This is a genomic window from Brevibacterium sp. NPDC049920, from assembly GCF_040656435.1.
GTDB lineage: Bacteria > Actinomycetota > Actinomycetes > Actinomycetales > Brevibacteriaceae > Brevibacterium > Brevibacterium pityocampae.
Map to the genome: position 1 here is coordinate 54,520 of NZ_JBFAMF010000010.1, position 21,352 is coordinate 75,871.

General features: G+C 71.2%; 19 protein-coding genes. 16 read left to right on the forward strand and 3 right to left on the reverse strand.

The window, feature by feature from the left end; all coding sequences use genetic code 11:
- The first annotated feature begins 14 nt into the window (after window positions 1-14).
- From AB0I45_RS11080 to AB0I45_RS11140, 13 genes are all read left to right on the forward strand, one after another.
- Entirely contained in the window at window positions 15-911 is an 897-nt protein-coding gene (locus tag AB0I45_RS11080; protein ID WP_247618811.1) for a (Fe-S)-binding protein, read from the forward strand.
- On the forward strand, window positions 908-2,404 hold the full coding sequence (locus AB0I45_RS11085; RefSeq protein ID WP_265809676.1) for a lactate utilization protein B: 1,497 nt from the start codon (window positions 908-910) through the stop codon (window positions 2,402-2,404). The genes AB0I45_RS11080 and AB0I45_RS11085 overlap by 4 nt, the downstream gene beginning before the upstream one ends.
- Window positions 2,401-3,111 carry an LUD domain-containing protein gene (locus tag AB0I45_RS11090; protein WP_295689975.1) on the forward strand — a complete coding sequence of 237 codons (711 nt, stop codon included), beginning with the start codon at window positions 2,401-2,403 and terminating at the stop codon, window positions 3,109-3,111. Before AB0I45_RS11085 ends, AB0I45_RS11090 begins: the two co-directional genes overlap by 4 nt.
- A 75-nt stretch (window positions 3,112-3,186) precedes the next feature.
- Window positions 3,187-4,782 carry a peptide chain release factor 3 gene (locus tag AB0I45_RS11095; protein WP_247618814.1) on the forward strand — a complete coding sequence of 532 codons (1,596 nt, stop codon included), beginning with the start codon at window positions 3,187-3,189 and terminating at the stop codon, window positions 4,780-4,782.
- Window positions 4,783-5,039: 257 nt separating this feature from the next.
- A complete protein-coding gene (locus AB0I45_RS11100; protein ID WP_137319166.1) occupies window positions 5,040-6,125 on the forward strand; it encodes an inositol-3-phosphate synthase in 1,086 nt (361 codons plus the stop codon).
- 207 nt (window positions 6,126-6,332) lie between these two features.
- A complete protein-coding gene (locus tag AB0I45_RS11105) occupies window positions 6,333-7,925 on the forward strand; it encodes an AbgT family transporter (protein ID WP_295689969.1) in 1,593 nt (530 codons plus the stop codon).
- A gap of 124 nt (window positions 7,926-8,049) precedes the next feature.
- Entirely contained in the window at window positions 8,050-8,853 is an 804-nt protein-coding gene (locus tag AB0I45_RS11110; RefSeq protein WP_101651294.1) for a Bax inhibitor-1/YccA family protein, read from the forward strand.
- Window positions 8,854-8,882: 29 nt separating this feature from the next.
- Window positions 8,883-9,179 carry a hypothetical protein gene (locus tag AB0I45_RS11115; protein ID WP_345032102.1) on the forward strand — a complete coding sequence of 99 codons (297 nt, stop codon included), beginning with the start codon at window positions 8,883-8,885 and terminating at the stop codon, window positions 9,177-9,179.
- A 225-nt stretch (window positions 9,180-9,404) separates the two neighbouring features.
- Entirely contained in the window at window positions 9,405-9,608 is a 204-nt protein-coding gene (locus AB0I45_RS11120) for a hypothetical protein (protein ID WP_137319169.1), read from the forward strand.
- Window positions 9,605-11,161 carry a sodium/proline symporter gene (locus AB0I45_RS11125; protein WP_265809651.1) on the forward strand — a complete coding sequence of 519 codons (1,557 nt, stop codon included), beginning with the start codon at window positions 9,605-9,607 and terminating at the stop codon, window positions 11,159-11,161. The genes AB0I45_RS11120 and AB0I45_RS11125 overlap by 4 nt, the downstream gene beginning before the upstream one ends.
- Window positions 11,158-11,718 carry a hypothetical protein gene (locus AB0I45_RS11130; protein WP_265809652.1) on the forward strand — a complete coding sequence of 187 codons (561 nt, stop codon included), beginning with the start codon at window positions 11,158-11,160 and terminating at the stop codon, window positions 11,716-11,718. Before AB0I45_RS11125 ends, AB0I45_RS11130 begins: the two co-directional genes overlap by 4 nt.
- Window positions 11,719-11,735: 17 nt before the next feature.
- Window positions 11,736-12,926: an FAD-dependent oxidoreductase gene (locus tag AB0I45_RS11135; RefSeq protein ID WP_295689483.1), complete on the forward strand. Its 1,191-nt coding sequence runs from the start codon at window positions 11,736-11,738 to the stop codon at window positions 12,924-12,926.
- A gap of 183 nt (window positions 12,927-13,109) precedes the next feature.
- Window positions 13,110-14,321, forward strand: coding sequence for an MFS transporter (locus AB0I45_RS11140; RefSeq protein ID WP_295689481.1), 1,212 nt, complete (start codon window positions 13,110-13,112; stop codon window positions 14,319-14,321).
- 97 nt (window positions 14,322-14,418) lie between these two features.
- On the opposite strand, the gene AB0I45_RS11145 is transcribed toward AB0I45_RS11140, so the two are convergent.
- Window positions 14,419-16,122: a DUF885 domain-containing protein gene (locus AB0I45_RS11145; RefSeq protein WP_295689480.1), complete on the reverse strand. Its 1,704-nt coding sequence runs from the start codon at window positions 16,120-16,122 to the stop codon at window positions 14,419-14,421.
- Window positions 16,123-16,200: 78 nt separating this feature from the next.
- Between AB0I45_RS11145 and AB0I45_RS11150 the strand changes: the two genes are divergently transcribed.
- Window positions 16,201-17,151 (forward strand): MFS transporter, encoded by a 951-nt coding sequence (locus AB0I45_RS11150; protein ID WP_295689479.1) that lies wholly within the window; start codon window positions 16,201-16,203, stop codon window positions 17,149-17,151.
- A gap of 146 nt (window positions 17,152-17,297) precedes the next feature.
- Here the strand turns inward: AB0I45_RS11150 and AB0I45_RS11155 are convergent, their stop codons facing one another.
- Both AB0I45_RS11155 and AB0I45_RS11160 read right to left on the reverse strand, forming a co-directional pair.
- Entirely contained in the window at window positions 17,298-17,609 is a 312-nt protein-coding gene (locus AB0I45_RS11155) for a hypothetical protein (protein ID WP_295689478.1), read from the reverse strand.
- Complete coding sequence (locus tag AB0I45_RS11160) at window positions 17,606-19,192, reverse strand: acyl-CoA carboxylase subunit beta (protein ID WP_247618826.1); 1,587 nt, start codon at window positions 19,190-19,192, stop codon at window positions 17,606-17,608. Before AB0I45_RS11160 ends, AB0I45_RS11155 begins: the two co-directional genes overlap by 4 nt.
- Window positions 19,193-19,256: 64 nt before the next feature.
- Here AB0I45_RS11160 and AB0I45_RS11165 point away from each other — a divergent pair, with 64 nt between their 5' ends.
- Both AB0I45_RS11165 and AB0I45_RS11170 read left to right on the forward strand, forming a co-directional pair.
- Window positions 19,257-20,084 carry a biotin--[acetyl-CoA-carboxylase] ligase gene (locus AB0I45_RS11165; RefSeq protein ID WP_345032112.1) on the forward strand — a complete coding sequence of 276 codons (828 nt, stop codon included), beginning with the start codon at window positions 19,257-19,259 and terminating at the stop codon, window positions 20,082-20,084.
- Window positions 20,081-21,349 carry an adenylate/guanylate cyclase domain-containing protein gene (locus AB0I45_RS11170; RefSeq protein ID WP_295689473.1) on the forward strand — a complete coding sequence of 423 codons (1,269 nt, stop codon included), beginning with the start codon at window positions 20,081-20,083 and terminating at the stop codon, window positions 21,347-21,349. The genes AB0I45_RS11165 and AB0I45_RS11170 overlap by 4 nt, the downstream gene beginning before the upstream one ends.
- The last annotated feature ends 3 nt before the right edge of the window (window positions 21,350-21,352 follow it).

Below are 21,352 nucleotides of genomic sequence, written 5' to 3' on the forward strand. Positions count from 1 at the left end.
CCGAGGAGCCGCCCGTGCGAATAGCGCTGTTCGCCACCTGCATCGTCGACGCGATGTACCCCGATGTCGCCAAGGCCACCGTGCGCATCCTCGAGCGGCTCGGCCACGAGGTCGTGTTCCCGGCCGGCCAGGCCTGCTGCGGGCAGATGCACATCAACTCCGGCAAGTTCCGCGAGGCCTACCCCGTGGTCCGCAACCACGTGGAGGCCTTCGAGGCCGAGGACTGGGACCACGCCGTCGCCCCGAGCGGCTCCTGCGTTGCGAGCCTCGGCCACCAGCACCCGATGATCGCCGAGCACAACGACGACCCGGAGCTCTCCGCGCGCGCCTCCGCCGTCGCCTCCCGCACCTACGAGCTCGCCCAGCTCCTCACCGATGTGCTCGGCGTGACCGACGCCGCCGCGCAGCTCGGCTCGTACTTCCCGTACTCCGTCGTCCACCACAGCTCCTGCCACGGCATGCGCCTGCTCCGGCTCGGCGACCGGCAGCTCGACCTGCTCCGCAGTGTCGAGGGGGCGACCGTGGTGGAGCCGGAGCACCCGGATGCGTGCTGCGGGTTCGGCGGCACGTTCTCGGTGAAGAACCCCCAGGTGTCCGCGGCGATGCTCAGCGACAAGGTCGACGCGCTCGTCACCACCGGGGCCTCCGTGTGCTCCGGCGGGGACGCCTCGTGCCTGATGCACATCGGCGGCGGGCTGCAGCGCACCCGCGAGCTCATGCCCGCTCAGGCCGGCGTGCCGCGCACCGTCCACCTCGCGGAGATCCTCGCCTCGACGAAGGAGGACCCGCTCGTGCTCGAACCCCTGGACGCCCCCGCGTCCCGGACACCGGCGCGGAGCAGCCGCGCCTCCCGGCTGCGCGCGGCGCTGAGGCGCACACCGACCGACCGGACGACGGGAGCCCTGCGATGAGCGTCACCCACCTCGGCATGCCGACCGTGCCCGGCAAGGGCAACATCGTCGAGCCCTCGCCGTTCCCGCAGGTCGCCGAGCTCGAGCTCGGCAAGATCCAGATGCGCACGAACCTGGCGCGGGCCACCTCGACGATCCGCGGCAAGCGGCTCGCCCGCGTCGCCGAGGTGCCGAACTGGGAGGAGCTGCGCGACCACGGCTCGGCGGTGAAGACCGCGGTCATGGACCGTCTGCCGGAGCTCCTCGAGCAGTTCGAGCACAACGTCACCGCGCGCGGCGGCCACGTCCACTGGGCGCGCGACGCCGACGAGGCGAACGCGATCGTCACCCGGCTCGTCGAGGAGCACGCCCCGGTGCTCGACACCGGCCGGCGCGAGGTCATCAAGGTCAAGTCGATGGCGACGCAGGAGATCGGCCTCAACGAGCACCTCGAGGAGATCGGGATCGACGCCTACGAGACCGACCTCGCCGAGCTCATCGTGCAGCTCGGCCACGACCGGCCCAGCCACATCCTCGTCCCCGCCATCCACCGCAACCGCCGCGAGATCCGCGAGATCTTCCTGCGCGAGATGCCCGACGTCGATCCTGACCTCACCGACGACCCGACCGCGCTCGCCGAGGCGAGCCGCAAGCACCTGCGCCGCAAGTTCCTCTCCACCCCGGTCGCGGTGTCCGGGGCGAACTTCGGCATCGCGGAGACCGGCACCCTGTCCGTCGTCGAGTCCGAGGGCAACGGCCGGATGTGCGTGACCCTGCCCGAGACCCTCATCACCGTCATGGGGATCGAGAAGATCCTGCCGCGGTTCGCCGACCTCGGCACCTTCATGCAGCTCCTCCCGCGCTCCTCGACGGGCGAGCGGATGAACCCCTACACCTCGTTCTGGACCGGCGTGACCCCTGGCGACGGACCGCAGAACGTCCACGTCGTGCTCCTCGACAACGGCCGTACCCGCGCCCTCGCCGACGAGCACGGCCGGCAGGCCCTCCACTGCATCCGCTGCTCGGCATGCATGAACGTGTGCCCGGTCTACGAGCGCACCGGCGGGCATGCCTACGGCTCGGTGTACCCCGGGCCGATCGGCGCGATCCTGTCCCCGCTGCTCACCGGCACCGACGCCGGGGCCAACGACACCCTGCCGTACGCCTCGAGCCTGTGCGGGGCCTGCTACGACGCCTGTCCGGTGAAGATCGACATCCCGCAGATGCTCGTGCGCCTGCGCAACGAGGACACGGAGACGAAGGCCCGGAAGACCGGTCGGCTGCCCCGCACCCAGCTCGACGCCGCGCTCACCGCGGCCTCCTGGGTGATGTCCGACGGCCGCCGGATGGCGGTCGCGGAGAAGAGCCTGCCGCTCGCCCACCTGCTCACCGGCTCCGAGGGCATCCGGAGCCTGCCCGGCGTGGCGGGGAAGTGGACGCACTCGCGCACCCTGCCGCAGCCGCCCGAACAGTCGTTCCGGTCCTGGTGGAAGAAGGAGCGTGGCACCCGATGAGCCCGCAGACCGCCCGCGCCGAGGTGCTCGCACGCATCCGCTCCGCCCTCCGCCGCGAGGATGCCACTGCCGGCGGCGCGTCCGCCGAGCCGTCCGGCCCGGCCGGAACCTCGGCCGCCGCATCCGCCGCCGCCGCGCAGGTCGGCCCCGCGCCGGCCGACCCCGGCCCCCACCCGGACGGGGACGCGCTCATCGAGCTGCTCACCGACCGGCTGCTCGACTACGACGCGAGCGTCTCCCTGCTCACCGCGGCCGAGGTGCCCGCCCGCATCGCCGAGCTCCTCACCGGGGCGCGCACGATCGTCGCCCCGCACGACCTCGACCCCGCCCACCTCGCCGGGCTCACCGCCGAGGTGCTCCCCGACTCCGCCGATGCCCCGCTCGACCTCGCGACCCTCGATTCCGTCGACGCCGTCGTCACCGCCTCGACCGCGGCGGTCGCCGACACCGGCACGATCGTGCTCAGCGGCCCGCAGTGCGGCAGGCGCGCGATCACTCTCGTGCCCGACCACCACATCTGCCTCGTGCGCACCGCCGACATCGTCAACCGGGTGCCCGCGGCCGTGGAGATCATCGAGGAGCGCGGACTCGTCGAGCACCCTCAGACCTGGGTGTCGGGGCCCTCGGCGACCTCCGACATCGAGCTCGAGCGCGTCGCCGGGGTGCACGGCCCGCGCACCCTCGACGTCATCCTCGTCACCGGCTGATCCCGGTGCCCCGGGGCGGTCCGGGGCACCGGCACCGGGTCCTGCCTGGAGAGCCCGAGCGCGTAGACTGTGGCGGTGACTTCTGCAGGCACGCCGAACCCGGCCACCATCCGCCGCGAAGCTGCGCGTCGCCGCACCTTCGCCGTCATCTCGCACCCAGACGCGGGCAAATCCACGCTCACCGAGGCGCTCGCGCTCCACGCCCGGGTGATCGGGCAGGCCGGCGCCACCCACGGCAAGGGCGGCCGCCGGGCCACCGTGTCGGACTGGATGAAGATGGAGCAGGATCGCGGCATCTCGATCTCCTCGGCCGCCCTCCAGTTCGAGTACCGCGACACCGTCATCAACCTCCTCGACACCCCCGGCCACGCCGACTTCTCCGAGGACACCTACCGGGTGCTGTCGGCCGTCGACTGCGCGGTCATGCTCGTCGACGCCGCGAAGGGCCTCGAGGTGCAGACGATGAAGCTGTTCGAGGTCTGCCGCCACCGGAACATCCCGATCATCACCGTCATCAACAAGTGGGACCGGCCCGGCCTCGACGCGCTCGCCCTCATGGACGAGGTGTTCGAGCGCACCGGGCTCACTCCCACCCCGCTGACCTGGCCGGTCGGGCAGTCCGGCGACTTCCGCGGCGTGCTCGACCGGGCCGGCGGCACCTTCACCCGCTTCACCCGCACCGACGGCGGCGCGACGATCGCCGGCGAGGAGACCCTCGATGCGGCCGCCGCCGAGGCCGCCGAGGGAGAGGCCTTCACGAACGCCGTCGAGGAGTCCGAGCTGCTCGACCTCGAGGACCAGAACCACGACCAGGAGGCCTTCCTCGCCGGCCGCACCACCCCGGTGATGTTCGCCTCCGCGGTCCTCAACTTCGGGGTCCACAAGCTCCTCGACACCCTCGTCGACATCGCGCCCGCCGCTGAGGCCCGACCGGACCGCGACGGCGAGCCGCGCCCCGTCGACGCCCCCTTCTCCGGATTCGTGTTCAAAGTGCAGGCGGGGATGGACACGAACCACCGCGACCGGCTCGCCTACATCCGCGTGTGCTCCGGCGTGTTCGAGCGCGGCATGGTCGTCACCCACGCCTCCACCGGCAAGCCCTTCGCCACGAAGTACGCCCAGCAGGTGTTCGGCCGCGACCGCGAGGTCGTCGACGAGGCGTTCCCCGGTGACGTCGTCGGCCTCGTCAACGCCTCCGCGCTGCGCGTCGGCGACTCCCTCTACCTCGACAAGAAGGTCGTGTTCCCCGAGATCCCGACCTTCTCGCCCGAGCACTTCATGGTCATCCGCGCCAAGGACTCCTCGAAGTACAAGCAGTTCCGCCGCGGCATCCAGCAGCTCGACCACGAAGGCGTCGTGCAGGTCCTGCGCTCGGACCTGCGCGGCGACCAGGCGCCCGTCGTCGGGGCCGTCGGCCCGATGCAGTTCGAGGTCGCCGAGGACCGGATGGTCAACGAATTCAACGCCCCGTGCACGCTCGAGCGCCTCAACTACTCGCTCGCCCGCCGCACCACGCCCGAATGCGTGAGCACGCTCGCCCGCGAGCGCTCCGTCGAGGTCCTGTCCCGCTCCGACGGCGAGCTCCTCGCGCTGTTCTCCGACCGCTGGCGCCTGGCCGGGGTCGAGCGCGAGCATCCCGACCTCGTGCTCGAACCGCTCGTCGTGTCCTGAATCGCCGACGGGAGGTCGATGGGCGCCGCGGGCCGGCGCTCAGCACCGTCCGGGGGCACCACCCGGGGACCTGGGGCGCACCGGCGAGCGCGCCTCGGCGCGGCTTTTGGTCGGGTGCCGGGGGAGGACTAGGATGGAGTGTTGTGCCTGAGACTTCCGCGCGCGCGTGCGGCGCTCGGCGGAAGAGCCCCGCTTCGGGTTCCTCACACATTCGCTGCAGAATCCCAGTGCAGGTCCGAGAAGGAGAGTTCGACCAAGTGGCAAACCAACCGATCCGAGTCGCGATCGCCGGTCTCGGCAATTGCGCGACCTCGCTCATCCAGGGTGTCGAGTACTACAAGGACGCCGCACCCGATGAGCAGATCCCCGGCCTCATGCACGTGAACTTCGGGGACTACCACGTGGGCGATCTCGACTTCGTCGCCGCCTTCGACGTGGACGCCGCGAAGGTCGGCCTCGACATCGCCGACGCCCTCCAGGCCTCGCAGAACAACACGATCACCATCACCGAGGTGCCCGCCACCGGCGTCCAGGTGCAGCGCGGGCCCACCCTCGACGGGCTCGGCCGCTACTACCGCGAGACCATCGAGGAATCGACCGCGGAGCCCGTCGACGTCGCCGCGGTGCTCCGCGAGCGCGAGGTCGACGTCCTCGTCTGCTACCTGCCCGTCGGCTCGCAGCAGGCCACCGAGTTCTACGCTCAGGCCGCGATCGACGCCGGCGTCGCCTTCGTCAACGCCCTGCCGGTCTTCATCGCCGGGACGAAGGAGTGGGACGAGAAGTTCCGCGCCGCCGGCGTGCCGATCGTCGGCGACGACATCAAGAGCCAGATCGGGGCGACGATCACCCACCGCGTCATGGCGAAGCTGTTCGAGGACCGCGGCGTCATCCTCGACCGGACCTACCAGCTCAACGTCGGCGGCAACATGGACTTCAAGAACATGCTCGAGCGCGAGCGCCTCGAGTCGAAGAAGATCTCGAAGACGCAGGCCGTCACCTCGAACACCTCCGCCCGGCTGTCCGAGCGCGACGTGCACATCGGCCCGAGCGACTACGTCGCCTGGCTCGACGACCGCAAGTGGGCCTTCGTCCGGCTCGAGGGCCGCAACTTCGGCGACGCTCCGGTGTCGCTCGAGTACAAGCTCGAGGTGTGGGACTCGCCGAACTCCGCCGGCGTCATCATCGACGCCGTGCGCGCGGCGAAGATCGGGCTCGACCGCGGCGTCGGCGGGCCCCTGATCTCCGCGTCCTCGTACTTCATGAAGTCCCCGCCGGAGCAGCAGCACGACGACGCCGCGAAGGCCGCCGTCGAAGCCTTCATCCGGGGTGACATCGAGCGCTGACGCGCCTCTGCGCACTCCGCCGTTCCGGGCCCGCCGCATCGCGGCGGGCCTGCGGCGTTCCCGGGCGCTCGGAGACGGGTGAGCGGCGACCGGTCCGCGAGGTCCTGGGCGGGCTTCTGGAGGCCGCCCACCTGCTGTTACTCTGAACCAGTCCCAACCCCTGGCGGCGACATCCGCGTCCCCGCCCCCGAGGCCGAAAGGCGACCGATGTCGACAGCAGCGGCAGGCACGCAGGGCTCCCCGCCCGGCAAGACCGACGACAACCTCAACTTCCTCATGCGCTCCCTGGTCTTCATCGAGAAGGCCGGCAACAAGCTGCCGCACCCGTTCTGGCTGTTCCTCAGCCTCGCGGTGATCGTCATGATCCTGTCGTGGATCCTCGCGAATGCGGGCACCTCGGCGGTCAACCCGGCGACGGGGGAGACCGTCACCGCGGTCAACCTCCTGTCGCAGGACAACCTCCGTGAGATCGTCGCGAACGTCGTGACGAACTACGTGACCTTCCCCGCCCTCGGTCTCGTGCTCGTCGTGCTGTTCGGCGTCGCCGTCGCCGAGCGCTCCGGCCTCATCCCGACGATCATGCGCTCGGCGATGGCGAAGACCTCGCCGCGCTGGATCACCCTCATCGTCGCGCTCACCGGAGCCGCGGCCTCGATCGCCTCCGACGCCTCGTACATGATCGTCATCCCGCTCGGCGGGCTCGCGTTCAAGGCCGTCGGCCGCAACCCGGTCATCGGCTGCGCCGTGGCCTACGCCGCGACCTCCGGCGGCTACTCCGCCGCCCCGTTCGTCAACAGCCTCGACGCGATCCTCGGCGGCATCTCCACCTCGGCCGCCCACATCATCGACGAGAGCTACACCGTCACCCCGGTGGCGAACCTCTACTTCAACTTCGTGTCGATGTTCGCCGTCGCGATCGCGATCACCATCGTCACCGAGCTCCTCCTCAACAAGCGCGGCGAGCAGCTCGAGCTCACCGAGGAGGAGGTCCCCGAGGGGGAGGACCGCGACCTCACCACGAAGGTCACCCCGGCGGAGAAGCGCGGCATGATCGCCGCCCTCATCACCCTCATCGTGTGCGTCGGCATCGTCGTGGCGCTCGCCTGGCCGGCGGACTCCTTCCTCCGCGACACCGAGGGCGCCTTCGGACCCGAGTCCGGCCTCATGGCCGGGATCGCCGCGATCATCGGCTTCGGCTTCTTCGTCATCGGCATCGTCTACGGTGTGGTCACCGGCTCGATCCGCCACCCCAACGACGTCCCGGAGATGATCGTCAAGGGCGTCGCGCCCTTCGTCCAGGTGCTCGTCCTGTTCTTCGCCGCCTCCCAGTTCCTCGCCCTGTTCAAGATGTCCGCGCTCGGCGAGATCCTCGCGATCCGCGGCGCCGAGTTCTTCCAGGAGATCGGTGCGAGCACCTTCCTCATCCTGTTCGGCGCCTACCTGCTCGTCGCCGTCGGAGCGCTCTTCATCACCTCGGGCTCGGGCCTGTGGACGCTCATGGCCCCGGTCCTCGTGCCGATGCTCATGCTGCTCAACATCTCCCCGGAGACCACGCAGGCGGTGTACCGCATCGGCGACTCGACGACGAACATCGTGTCGCCCATGAGCCCGTACTTCGTCATGATCCTCGGCTTCATCCAGCGCTACAAGAAGGACGCCGGGATCGGCACCCTGCTGTCCCTGACGATCCCGCTGTCGATCGGCATGTTCATCGTCTGGGGCCTGCTGTTCTTCGTCTGGTGGGCGCTCGGCATCCCGTGGGGACCCGGTGCGGCGATCAGCTACGAGCTGCCGGGCTGAACGCCCGCGGGCCTGCGCATAACAGGTCTGTAACGCCCGCTCGGGGACCCCTGGACTCAAGGGTTCTGTCAGATTCGGACTGTACTGTTGTGGACGGACGACATCCGCCCTCGAAAGGAATTCTATGAGCAATCCGCTTGTACGCCGCGGCCTCGAACAGGGGATCCAGGCCGGGCGCTCCCAGACGCCGGCCCCGTCGGCCGAGCAGCTCGACCAGATGTACCGCATGCCCTCGGCAGAGCGCCCGACGGCACCGGCCGAGCGGCCGATGACCTACGACGACGTGCTGATGAAGACCGCGTTCTGCTTCGCGGTGCTCCTCGCCGGTGCGGTCGTCGGCTGGTTCATGCCGATTCTCGCGCTGCCCGCGGCGATCGTCGGGCTCGTGCTCGGCCTCGTCAACGCCTTCAAGCGCGAGCCGAACAAGGCCCTGATCCTGCTCTACGCGGGCATCCAGGGCGTGTTCCTCGGCGGCATCTCCGGGATCTTCGAGGCGAGCTACTCCGGCATCGTCATGCAGGCCGTGCTCGCCACGCTCTGCGTGTTCGGTCTGATGTTCGCGCTGTTCCGGTTCCGCGTCATCCGGATGAGCAAGGGATTCACCAAGTTCCTCATGCTCGCCGTCGGCGGCTACGCGCTGTTCTCGATCGTCAACTTCGTGTTCGTGCTCGCCACCGGCTCCGGCGGCGCGCGCAGCGTGGAGATCTCGATCATGGGCGTCACCATGCCGCTCGGCGTGCTCATCGGCATCGTCGCGGTCGTGCTCGCCTCGCTCACCCTCGTCGCCGACTTCCAGATGATCGAGGACGGCGTCAAGCACCGGATCCCGGAGCGCTACTCCTGGACCTGCGCGTTCTCGCTCATGGTCACCCTGGTGTGGCTCTACATCGAGATCCTGCGCCTGCTCTCGTACTTCCGGAGCAACTGAGGCGCAGGACGGCTGAGGCACAGGCCCACATGAAACCGGACACGGCGGCGGATCTCCACACGGAGATCCGCCGCCTCCGCATTCGCATCGCCGGGCTCAGCGGCGATGAGCTCGACGCCGGGCGGCGCACGGAGATCCGCAGCGCGCTCAGCGCGCTCTCCGCCCTGTCCGCGGACGGCCGCCCGGTCCCCGCACTCGCCGACCGGGTGCTCGGCGATCAGCTCGTCGTGCTCCTCCAGGACTGCCTGCCGGAGTACGGCGCCGCGCCCGCCGTCACCGCCCGGGCGCTGCAGATCGCCGTGGAGTTGCGGCGGCACCTGGCATGAGTCCGGTCCCGGCCGCGCCCGGGCGGATCGCACCTCGGACGCGGGTGAGCCCGGCGGGCCGTCCGGGTGCCGGGCGGCATTCCGGCCCGGTCGGGTGACCCCGGTCACCTTCCGGATCGGGCGCAGGATAGGGTGAGCCGGACGAGTCCACCCGGAACCGGAGCGCCGCTGCCGGCCGGGGGCTCGTCGCGGAACTGCTCGCACCCCACTGGAAGGCCAGCGCTCATGTTCGGATTGCCGGCGGTCACCACCGCGGTCCTCATCGGGATCCCCCTCTTCTGGGTCCTCTACACCATCGGGTTCCTCGTCGTGTCGCGGAACTGGGCGCGGGAGGACGCAGACACGGATGCCCCGGGCGGCCCGAGCGCACCTGCCGGCCCCGGGACACCGGCCGGACCCGCCGGTGCGACGGGGGGTGACGTGCGATGAACCTCGAGACGATCTTCCTCATCATCTACTTCATCGCGATGATCGCGATCGGCGTGTGGGCGATGCGCCGCGGCACCCAGGACTCCGAGGGATTCCTGCTCGGCGGCCGCAGCCTCGGCCCGGCGGTCACCGCGCTGCGCCTGCAGAGCTCGTCGATGTCGGGCTACATGTTCCTCGGTGCCGGCTCGCTCGGCTACACCCAGGGCTACTTCGGCATGTGGTACGCGATGGGCGACATCGGCGGCGGCGTGCTCAACCTGTCGATCCTCGGCCGCCGGATGCGCAAGCTCTCCCAGATCCTCGGCTCGCTCACCTCGATCGAGTATCTCGAGCACCGGTATCCCTCGAGGTGGACGCGGCTGATCGCTGCGCCGATCGCCCTGTTCTGCATCTTCTTCTACGTCATGAGCCAGTTCATCGCCGGCGGCCGCGGGCTCGAGATGGTCACCGGGGTCCCCTACGTGTGGGCGCTTGCGATCGCGATCGGCGTCATCGTCGCCTACACCTTCCTCGGCGGGTACCTCGCCGTGGCCTACACCGACTTCGTGCAGGCGATCATCATGGTCATCGGCATGCTGTGGATCCTCATCGCCACCCTCATGGCCGTCGGCGGACTCACGGCCGGCAACACCGCGGTCGCGGAGATCAACCCGAACCTGCTGTCGATGTGGGGTCCGGACGGGATCGCCGGGGTGCAGTGGGGCGTGATCATCGGCGCGCTGCTCGTGTTCTCCATCGGCTACATGGGCTGGCCCCACGTCAACGTCAGCCACATGGCGATGAAGAACCCCTCGGTGGCCCGCCGGGCGGGTCTCTACGCGACCGTCTACAACCTCCTCTTCATCCCGGCGCCCTACCTCATCGGCGTGCTCGCCCTCATCATCGTGCCCAACCTCGCCGACCCGGAGCTCGCGATCTTCGAGGTCGCGGACATCGTGCTGCCGGCCTTCGCCGTCGGAATCGTCATGGCCGCGATCATGGCCGCGATCATGTCCACCGCCGACGCCCTGCTGCTCCAATCGGGCACGATCGCGAGCTACGACCTCTTCCGCCGGTTCATCAACCCGCGCATGACCGACCGGCAGTCGGTGTGGGTCTCCCGCATCACGGTGCTCCTGCTCGCGATCATCGGCTACGTCGTCGCGATCGTCGGCGCCCCGGCCGTCGCCCAGGTCGTCATCTTCTCCACCACCGTGCTCGGCGCGGCCTTCGTGCCGGCCTACGTGTGCGCGGCCTGGTGGAAGAAGGCGAACACCGTCGGCGCGATCTCCTCGATGATCGTCGGCACCGTCGTCGTCGTCGTGTGGCAGTTCTCCGGACTCGTCGACGTCACCGGGATCGACCCGATGGGCGTGGGCATCCTCGCCTCGACGCTCGCGATGATCATCGGCTCGCTCGTCACCCAGCGCACCAGCCCGGTGCCCGCCCATGTCCACGAGGCACTCGTGGAGACCGACCGGGTCGGTCCGATCCCGGCGCGCCTGCTCACCGGGCAGAACCCCGCGCTCGGCGGCCAGGTGCCCGGCACCCACGGATCCGCCGACCGGGCGTGAGCGCACTCCCGGGCGCGCTGCGCCTGCCGGTCGTGTGCGGCGCCGCCGAGGCGCGGGCCGTGCTCGTCCGGCGCCTGCCCGGTGCCGCGGCGAGCGCGACCGCCGTCGTCCACCCGTACTGGTGGGTGCGCGCCGGGGTGCGGCGCACCGGCCTCCGCAGAGCCGGCAGAGGAGCAGGTGCCGGTGCGGGAGCAGGCGGGGGAGACCCGCTCGGCGAGATCGTCGACGTGCTCGTCGACGTCTACTCCGGCAAGGGATTCATCGCGGCCTTCGAGCCGCACGGGGAGCCGGTCGAGGAGGCGGAGTTCGTCGCCGCGCTCGAACGCACACCGATCCCGGAGGACGACGCGGTCGAGGTCGCACGGAACCTCCTGCGCACCCGGGTGCAGCGCCGCTGGAAGCTCGGCATGGGCTACCGGGTGGAGATCGCGGAACCGGTCCGCGGGGTGCTCAAACCGAACTGGCTCGTCAGCGGCCGCGACCGCACGCACGCCGTGCAGATGCTCGTCGACGGGCTCGACGGCACCCACTTCGTCATCAGCGCCCAGGCGCTCTAGACACGGGAGGACCCACCATGCACGTCATCGTCGTCGGGGCTGGGATCGTCGGGCTCGCGAGCGCCTTCCACCTCGCCCGGGCGGGTGCGGAGGTCACCGTGCTCGAGCGCGAGCGGGTGGCCGCCGGGGCGAGCTGGGGCAACGCCGGCTGGGTGTGCCCGGGGCTCGTCGCCCCGCTCGCCGAGCCCGGTGGGTGGCGCCATGGGATCCAGGCGCTCACCGACCCGGACGCCCCGCTGTCCGTGCCGCGGCCCACCCCGCAGATCCTCAGGTTCCTCACCCGGTTCGCCGCCCAGATGACGACCAAGCGGTTCTCCGCGGCCATCGAGGCCAACGCCCCGCTCACCCGCGAGGCGCTCGCCGCGTTCGACCGGCTCGCCGAGTCCGGGGTGACCGCTCCGGTCCACCGCGCGGACTACCACGTGGGGGCGGAGTCCGCCTCGACGATCGCCGCATTCGAGCACGAGGTCGAGCTGCTCGCAGCCTCCGGCGTCGAGGTCGCCGTTCGCCGCACCGATCCGGCCGGACTCCCGTACTTCACCGACCGCGTCGCGCACGCGCTCACCGTCACCGGGCAGGCCTACATCGATCCCGGAGCCTACTGCCGGGACCTCGCGAGGGCCGCGCGCGCCGCCGGCGTCGAGATCCGCGAAGGGGTCGAGGTCGTCGCCGGGCACGCGGGGAGCTCCGCGGTCAGCCTCATCGACTCCGCGGGAGCCGCGCACACCGCCGACACCGTGCTCGTCGCGGCCGGCGCCTGGTCCGACGAGGTCCTCGGCCCGGTGTTCGGCACCCGCGCACGGACCCGGCAGACGAGCGGCCGCGGCTACTCCTTCACCGCCGCCGTGGCCCCCGGCCGGATGCCCGAGGGTCCCGTCTACCTCCCCACCCAGCGCATCGTGCTCACCCCGTACCGCGCAGGCGTCCGCATCGCCGGGACGATGGAGTTCCTGCCCCCGGATGCCCCGCCGCGCCCGGGCCGGATCGACTCGATCGCCGCGACGCTCGAGCCGTTCGTCACCGGGATCGACCTCGCCGACACGAGCGACCACTGGGTGGGCCCGCGCCCGGTGAGCGACGACGGCCGGCCGGTGCTGCGCCGGGTGGCTCGACGCGGGTACGTCGCCACCGGACACGGGATGTGGGGGATCGTCCTCGGACCCGTCACCGGGGAGCGGATGGCCGAGCACATCCTCGCCGGCGGCTGAACCGACGGTTGAACCGGCGGCTGAACCGGCGGCTGAGCCGGCGCCGCGAGCGGCCGGTGCGACCCGCCCTCCGTAGTCGTGTCCGTGGGGTGCGGGGCCGACCCGGGGTGAGGCACATCACGGCACCGTGATGTAATGGCGTCTGAAGCGCGCAGAGTGAACGATCGAACGGGGAGCGGTGCGGTGAAGACGGAGCCGGAGCGGAGGCTGTGGTCGAAGGACTTCATCCTCGCCCTCGTCATCTGCATCTTCCTGTCCTTCGTCTTCTACCTCCTCGTCACCTCGATGGCGGAGTACGCGGTGACCCGCTTCGCCGCCTCGGACACCGTCGCCGGCTTCACCGCGAGCGCATTCGTCGTCGGCGCGCTCATCGCCCGGATCTTCACCGGCGCGTTCCTCGACGTCGTCGGCCGCTACCGGGTGCTCATCGTGTCGCTCGGCGCCTCGGTCGCGGCCTCCCTGCTCTACCTGCTCGCCGACTCCCTGTGGCTGCTCATCGTCGTCCGCCTGCTCCACGGGATGACGTTCGGCGTCGGGCACACCGCGATCATGGCCGCCGTGCAGAGCATCATCCCGCCGGCCCGGCGGGCGGAGGGCACCGGCTACTTCTCGACCTCGACGACGCTCGCGGCCGCGCTCGGGCCGTTCATCGCGCTCACCGTCATCGCCGACCTCGGCTACGACTGGCTGTTCGTCGTGTCGACCGCCTTCACCCTCGTCGGATTCCTCGGGCTCTTCTTCCTCCGCGTCCCGGAGCTCGACAGCCGGTACGTGCCGCGGGTCGGCCTCACGACCTTCCACCCGCGGAACCTCCTCGACCGCGACGGGCTGCGGATCGGGGGAGTGATGTTCCTCTGCGGCATCGCCTACTCCTCCGTCATGGCGTTCCTCTTCGGGTACACCTCGCAGATGGGGATGGCGCACGCCGCGCCCTACTACTTCCTGTCCTTCGCGTGCTTCTCGCTCATCGCCCGGCTCACGCTCGGCCGGGTGCAGGACCGGTACGGCGACAACATCGTCGTCTACCCGCTGTTCGTGTGCTTCCTCGCCGCGATGGTGCTCGTCGCCGCGACCCAGGCGACCTGGATGATCGTGCTCGCCGGGATGCTCGCGGGCGTGGGCTTCGGCTCCCTCATGGCGAGCGCGCAGGCGATCACCATCACCGCCGCAGGCCCCGCCCGCGTCGGGGTGGCGACCTCGACGTACTTCCTCATGATGGACCTCGGATTCGGGATGGGCCCGATCCTGCTCGGCACGCTCGTCGGCGCATTCTCCTACGAGGCGATGTACCTCGTGGCCGCCGGTGTCGTGTTCGCCGCCGGGGTCCTCTACTTCCTCGTCCACGGCCGCTTCGCCCGCCGCCGCGCCCGAGGTGGCGGCCACCGGGCCGGCTGACCCCGGGTCGAGCATCGAGTGGTCACCTCTCTTCGGTTACGCGCGGGTATTCGAAGAGAAGTGACCATTCGACGGCAGTCGGGCCCGAGCCCGGGGCTCAGGCCAGGGCGCGGCGCAGGGTGTCGAGGCCGACCGAGCCGAGGTCGAGCGCGCGGGAGTGGAACGCCTTGAGGTCGAAGGCACGGCCGTCCGCCTCGGCCGCGGCGCGCGCCTCCTCCCGGGCCTGCTCCCACAGCCGGCGGCCGATCGCGTAGCTCGGCGCCTGGCCGGGCCAGCCGAGGTACCGGTCGAGCTCGAAGGCGAGGAAGCTGCGGTCCATCGCGACGTTGGCGGTGAGGAACTCCCACGCCTTGTCCGCGTCCCAGATCCCGCCGCCCACGGACTCCGGTGCCTCGAGGCCGCAGTGCACACCGATGTCGACGCACACCCGGGCGGCCCGCACACGCTGCGAGTCGAGCATGCCGAGGCGGTCGGCCGGATCGTCGAGGAAGCCGAGCTCGGCCATGAGCTTCTCCGCGTAGAACGCCCAGCCCTCGCCGTGGCCGGACACCCAGCAGATCTGCCGGCGCCAGGTGTTGAGCGTGTCCTTGACGACGACCGCCTGCCCGATCTGCAGGTGATGGCCCGGCACGCCCTCGTGGTACACGGTGGTGAGCTCCTGCCAGGTCGAGAAGGTCTCCACCCCGGCCGGCACGGACCACCACATGCGGCCCGGCCGGGAGAAGTCGTCGGTCGGCGGGGTGTAGTAGATGCCGCCGGTGCCGTCGGCGAGCACCATGCACTCGATCGTGCGGACGGGTTCGGGGATGTCGAAGGCGGAGCCGCCGAGCGCGGTGATCGCGGCATCGGCCTTCTCCTGCATCCACGAGCGCAGCGCGTCGAGGCCGTGGAGCTGCTGGGCGGGATCGGCGTCGAGATCGTGCATGACGGCGAGCACGTCCGTGCCGGGAGCGATCCGCTCCGCGATCCGGCGCTGCTCGGCATCGATCCGTTCGAGCTCCGCGAGGCCCCAGGCGTAGGTCTCGTCGAGGTCGACCTCGGTACCGAGGAACGCGCGGCTCAGCAGCCGGTAGTCCTCGCGCCCGCAGGCGTCCTCCTCACGGGCGTGGGGAGCGATCTCCTCGGCGAGGAACTCCGCGAGCTCGACATAGGCGGTGCGGGCGGTCTTCGCGGACTCGGCGAGCTCGGCGGCGAGCGCCTCGGGCACCGCGGTCGCCTTCGCGACGAAGCGGTCGAAGTGCCCGCCGGCCTTCGCCGCCTCGCGCGCCTGCTCGATGCCGCGCTCCACCTGGCGGCGGGCCGGGGCGCGCCCGGCATCGCGTGCGGCGAGCAGGCTCTCGCGGTACCCGGCGAGCGCGGTGTCGACCGCTCGGAGCTTCGCTGCGCTGTGCTCCCAGTCGGCCGTCGTCTCCGTCGGCACGAGGTCGAACAGCTCGCGCACCTCCTGCAGGGGCGAGGCGATGACGTTGAGCTGCCCGATGTCGAGGCCCGCGGCGTGGAGGTCGCGCTCGACGCCGAGGCGCTCGCGCATCGCATCGAGCGTCACCGCATCGACGGCGTCGGGCGCGGTGCCGTCGGCGGCCATCGCCGCCTCGGCCTCGTCGAGCGCGGCGAGGGTGCGTGCGTTGAGGGCGTCGCGGGCGGCGGCGCCGGCCGGTGAGTAGTCGTCGAGCACGGTCTCGTCGCCGGGCCGGCCGAGCTCGACCCGCAGGGCCGGGGACATCTCGATGAGCCGCTCCGTGTGCTGCTCGGCGACGGCGTCGATGGCGGACGGGGTGCGGTGCTGGGTCTCGGTGGTCATGGCCACCACCCTACCGATCCGGGCGCCCGGTAGAGTTGATCCGTTCGGGACGGAGCCGGGCGGGAGGACGGACGGCCAGTGGAGCAGCAGCGGTTGTGGACCCGGGACTTCGTCCTGGCGTTCCTCGTCAACCTCACGATGTCGCTGACCTTCTACCTCCTCATGACCTCGATGGCCGGCTACGCGATCGAGCGCTTCGGGGCCGCGGACTCCGTCGCCGGGCTCGCCTCGAGCGGATTCATCATCGGCGCGCTCATCGCCCGGGTGTTCGCCGGCAAGTACCTCGACTTCATCGGCCGCAGACGGATGATCCTCGGCGCTCTCGTCGTGTTCGTCGCGTGCGCGGCGCTCTACGTCCCGCTCACCGGGGTGTGGGCGGTGATCGCCGTGCGGGTGGTCCACGGCATCGCGCTCGGGGCGGGGAACACCGCGGTCATGGCGGCGGTGCAGACGATCATCCCGCCGGCCCGCCGCGCGGAGGGCACGGGGTACTTCGGCACCTCGACGACGCTCGCCACCGCGGTCGGCCCGTTCCTCGCGACCCACACCGCCCAGCTCGGCGCGCCGGACGCCGCGAGCGCCTTCTTCATCCTGTTCGCGATCGTCATGCTCGCCGCCCGGCTGCTCGTCGGCCGGATCCAGGACCGGCACGGCGACGACGTGGTGATGTACCCGATCTTCGCCCTCTTCACGCTCGGGCTCGTGCTCATCGCGCTGGCCGACTCCGGGTGGATGATCGTCGTGGCCGCGGTGCCCATGGGTCTGGGCTTCGGATCCCTGTTCCCGTCCGCGCAGGCGATCGCCGTCACCGTCACCGCGCCCCACCGGGTGGGTCTGGCGATCTCGACGTTCTTCATCATGCTCGACCTCGGCACCGGGCTCGGGCCGGTGGTGCTCGGCACTCTCGTCCCGCGCCTCGGGCTGTCCGGGGTGTACCTCATCTGCGCCGGGCTCGTCGTGCTCGCCGCCGGGGTGTACTACCTGTTCCACGGGCGCAGCCGCGGCGGCAGGCCGGGCACGCGCGGCTGAGGGCATCGGCGAGCGCGCACCCGCAGCACGGCTGGCGGCCGGGTCGGCCGACGCAGCCGGGGCGCGCGGCTGAGAGCGGGCGGCCCGGCGTGCGCGGGATCCGCGCGGTCGGGCTCGGAAGCGGTCGGGCTCGGAAGCGGTCGGCCTCAGAAGCGGTGGCGCCAGGACCCGGCCGGGGTGCGCCGGTGGGCGCGCGCCGGAGCGGCGAAGCGCGAGGCGCGCGGCTCCGGGGTGTCGGCATGCATCGCCTCGACGTGACGGAGTGCGACGAGCGCGGCCACGACGGCCGCCCGGGCGAGCTCGCGCTCCCGCTCCGGGCTCAGCGGTTCGGACCCCGGCAGCGGCTCGACGGCGACCGGCAGGTCCGGTGCGTGCGCCCCGGCCGGCGCGGACTGCGCCCCAGCGGGTGCCGCGTGTACCTCGGCGCGCTCCTGTCCGTCGGTGTGCTCCCCGGTCACAGCGGGATGTTCCCGTGCTTGCGGCTGCTCGCCTCCACGTGCTTGTTCGCCAGCGCCCGCAGTCCGCGCACGATCCGCTCGCGGGTCTCCCGCGGGGCGATGACGGCGTCGATGTAGCCCTCCTCGGCGGCGAGGTACGGGTTGAGGAGCGCATCCTCGTACTCCTGGATGAGCTCCTCGCGCTTCGCGTCGACGTCCTCACCGGCGTCGGCGACGGCCTTGAGCGTCTTGCGGTGGACGATGTTCGCCGCGCCCTGGGCGCCCATGACGGCGATCTGCGCACTCGGCCAGGCGAGGTTGAGGTCCGCGCCGAGCTGCTTGGAGCCCATCACGCAGTAGGCGCCGCCGTAGGCCTTGCGGGTGATGAGCGTGATGAGCGGGACGGTCGCCTCGCCGTAGGCGTAGATGAGCTTGGCGCCGCGGCGGATGATCCCGCCGAGCTCCTGGTCGGTGCCCGGCAGGAACCCGGGGACGTCGACGAAGGTGAGGATCGGGAGGTTGAAGGCGTCGCAGAACCGGACGAACCGGGCGGCCTTCTCCGAAGCGTCGATGTCGAGCGTGCCGGCGAGCTGCATGGGCTGGTTGGCGATGATGCCCACGCTGCGGCCCTCGACGCGGCCGAACCCGGTGACGACGTTCGGCGCGAACAGCTCGGACACCTCGAGGAACTCCCCGGCGTCGAGCACCGTGGTGACGACGTCGAGGATGTCGTAGGGCTGCGCGGGGGAGTCGGGCATGAGCGCGTCGAGCGCCTCGTCGTCGGAGTCGACGGTGAGGTCGGCCGGGGCGTGGACGAGCGGGGCCTCGTCGAGGTTGTTCGACGGCAGGAAGGAGATGAGGTCGCACACGAAGTTGAGCGCGTCGGACTCGTCGGCGGCGAGGTAGTGGGCGTTGCCGCTCACCGAGTTGTGGGTGCGCCCGCCGCCGAGCTCCTCGTGGCCGACGTCCTCGCCGGTGACGGTGCGGATGACGTCGGGGCCGGTGATGTACATGTGCGAGGTGCCGTCGACCATGATCGTGAAGTCGGTGAGCGCCGGGGAGTACACGGCACCGCCGGCCGAGGGTCCCATGATGAGGCTGATCTGCGGGATCACGCCGGAGGAGGCGACGTTGAGCCGGAAGATCTCCGCGAACAGCGCGATCGAGCCGACGCCCTCCTGGATCCGCGCGCCGCCGGAGTCGTTGATGCCGATGATCGGGCAGCCGAGCTTGAGCGCGAGCTCCTGCACCTTGACGATCTTGCGGCCGTTGGCCTCCGCGAGCGAACCGCCGAGCACGGTGAAGTCGTGGGCGAACACCGCGACGGTGCGCCCGTCGATGGTGCCGAGGCCGCACACCACGCCGTCGCCGTCGGGCCGGTTGGCCTGCATCCCGAACTGCGTGCTGTGATGGCGGACGAACTCGTCGATCTCCTGGAAGGAGTCGTCGTCGAGCAGCTGGTCGATCCGCTCCCGGGCGGTCTGCTTGCCCCGTTTGTGCTGGTTCTCCACGGCCCGTTCGCTGCCGGCGTGGGCCGCCCGGCGGCGGTCCTCGAAAGCGGCGATGCGGTCGGCGGTCGTGCGCGGCACAGAAGTCTCACTCATGGTGTCAGCCTAACGGCGGGGGTGCGCCGTTGTATCCGGGTGCCAAACCCCATAGGGTGATCTGGTGCACACCGAACCTTCCCGCCGTCCCTTCGACCTGCCCCGATTCCAGGAGCTGAGCGAGCGATCCCGGACCCCGGTGGCGCACCTCGAATGGCCCGCCGAGCTCGGCTCGACGAACGACGCGCTCGCCGAACGCCTCACTGCCGACCCGGACTCCTGGCCCGACTTCTCCGTCCTCGGCACCGACTTCCAGTCCGCAGGTCGCGGGCGCCTGGGACGCGTGTGGACCGTGCCGCCCGGCGCCTGCCTGACCTTCTCCCTGCCCGTCCGCGTTCCGGCGGCCTTCCCGATCGAGATGATCGGCTGGCTGCCCGTCGTCACCGGCTGGTGCGTCGCCGAGGCGCTCGGCGCGGCCGGTGCCGGTGCCGGCGTCAAGTGGCCCAACGACGTGCTCGTCGACGGACGCAAGATCTGCGGCATCCTCACCCGCGCCCATCCCGCCGTCGGCGGCACGATCGTCATCATCGGCATCGGGATCAACGTCTCGCTGACCGCCGCGGAGCTGCCCGTGCCGACCGCGACCTCGCTCCTGCTCGCCGGGGGCTCCACCGACCGCGAGGCGCTGCTCGCCGGTGTGCTGGAGCGCCTGCGCCCGGCCGTCGCCGAGGTGCTCGCGGCGGGGGAGGGGGCCGGCGCCTCGGCGTCCGCCGCCGGGGTCCGTGAGGCGATGGTCACCCTGGGTGCGGACGTGCGCGTCGAGCTGCCCGGGGACGAGCACTTCACCGGCCGGGCCGTCGCGCTCGACGACACCGGCGCGCTCGTCGTCGACGTCGGCGGCGCGCGCCGCCGGGTGAGCGCCGGTGACGTCGTCCACGCGAGGGCGCTGTGAGCGCTCCGTTCGACGACGGCACCCAGCCGGATCCCGATGGCGCCGGCCCGGTCCCGGATCCGCCCACGGCCGGGCTCGACGGCAGGCCCGGGCTCGACGGGGGAGCCGAGGAGCCGCACGGCCCCGATGACTGGTCGGCCCCGGACGTCGATCCCGACGAGGAGATCGATCCCGGGGTGATCGGGGAGCGGGAGCGCAGGGAGATCGAGGACACGATCTTCGAGATGCGCTCGGCCGCGGCCCGGCTCGAGGAGACTCTGCTCGGCGGCAAGCGGGTGCTGACCCGCCGCGAGGTCGCCCAGCTCGCCGGGGTGTCGACGATCTCCGCCCGCAAGTTCTGGCGCACCCTGGGTCTCGCCCGGGTGCCCGAGGGGCAGGTCGCCTTCACCGTCAACGACGCCACCGCGCTGAGCGAAGTCGCCCGGATCGTCGGCACCGACCAGCTCGACGAGGAGACGGTGCTCTCTCTCATGCGCGCCACCGGTCAGACCACCGACCGGCTCGTCGTGTGGCAGATGGAGACGATCGTCGAGTACCTCTCCGATGAGCGCGGCTACTCCGACTCCGAGGCGCGCGCCGTCGTCCTCGACCTGTTCGAGGAGATCCTCGACCCGCTCGAGGCGGTGCTCGTCTACTCGTGGAAGCGCAACCTGGCAGGCGCGCTCGGCCGGCTCAACATCAATCCGGCCAGTGGTCATCCGGTGGACGCCGGCCACGGCTGGTACGACTCCTCGATGCCGCTGGCCCGCGCGGTCGGCTTCGTCGACCTCGTGTCCTACACGCGGCTCTCGCAGCAGATGGAGCCGCGTCAGCTCGCGTTCATGGTCAAGCGCTTCCAGGACCTCGCCTACAACGTCGTCGCGACCGGCGGCGGGCGCGTCATCAAGACCGTCGGCGACGAGGTGTTCTTCGCCGCGCAGACCCCGCACGACGGGGCGGAGATCGCGCTGCGCCTGCAGGAGGAGATCCAAGCCGACGTGCAGCTGCCGAAGGCCCGCGTCGGGTTCGCCTGGGGGCGGGTGCTCTCCCGCCTCGGGGACATCTTCGGGTCGACGGTCAACCTCGCTGCCCGGCTCACCGCGGTCGCGGACCCCGGGAAGGTCGTCACCGACTGGGACACCGCCCACATCATCCAGCGCACCGATGACTACGAGTTCGCAGGCCACAGCACCCTCAACCTCCAGGGGCTCGGCGAGGTGTCCGTGCTCGAGATGGAGCGCGGCACCGCGGAGCCGCTGGCGATGGACATCACCGGCGACAGCTGAGCG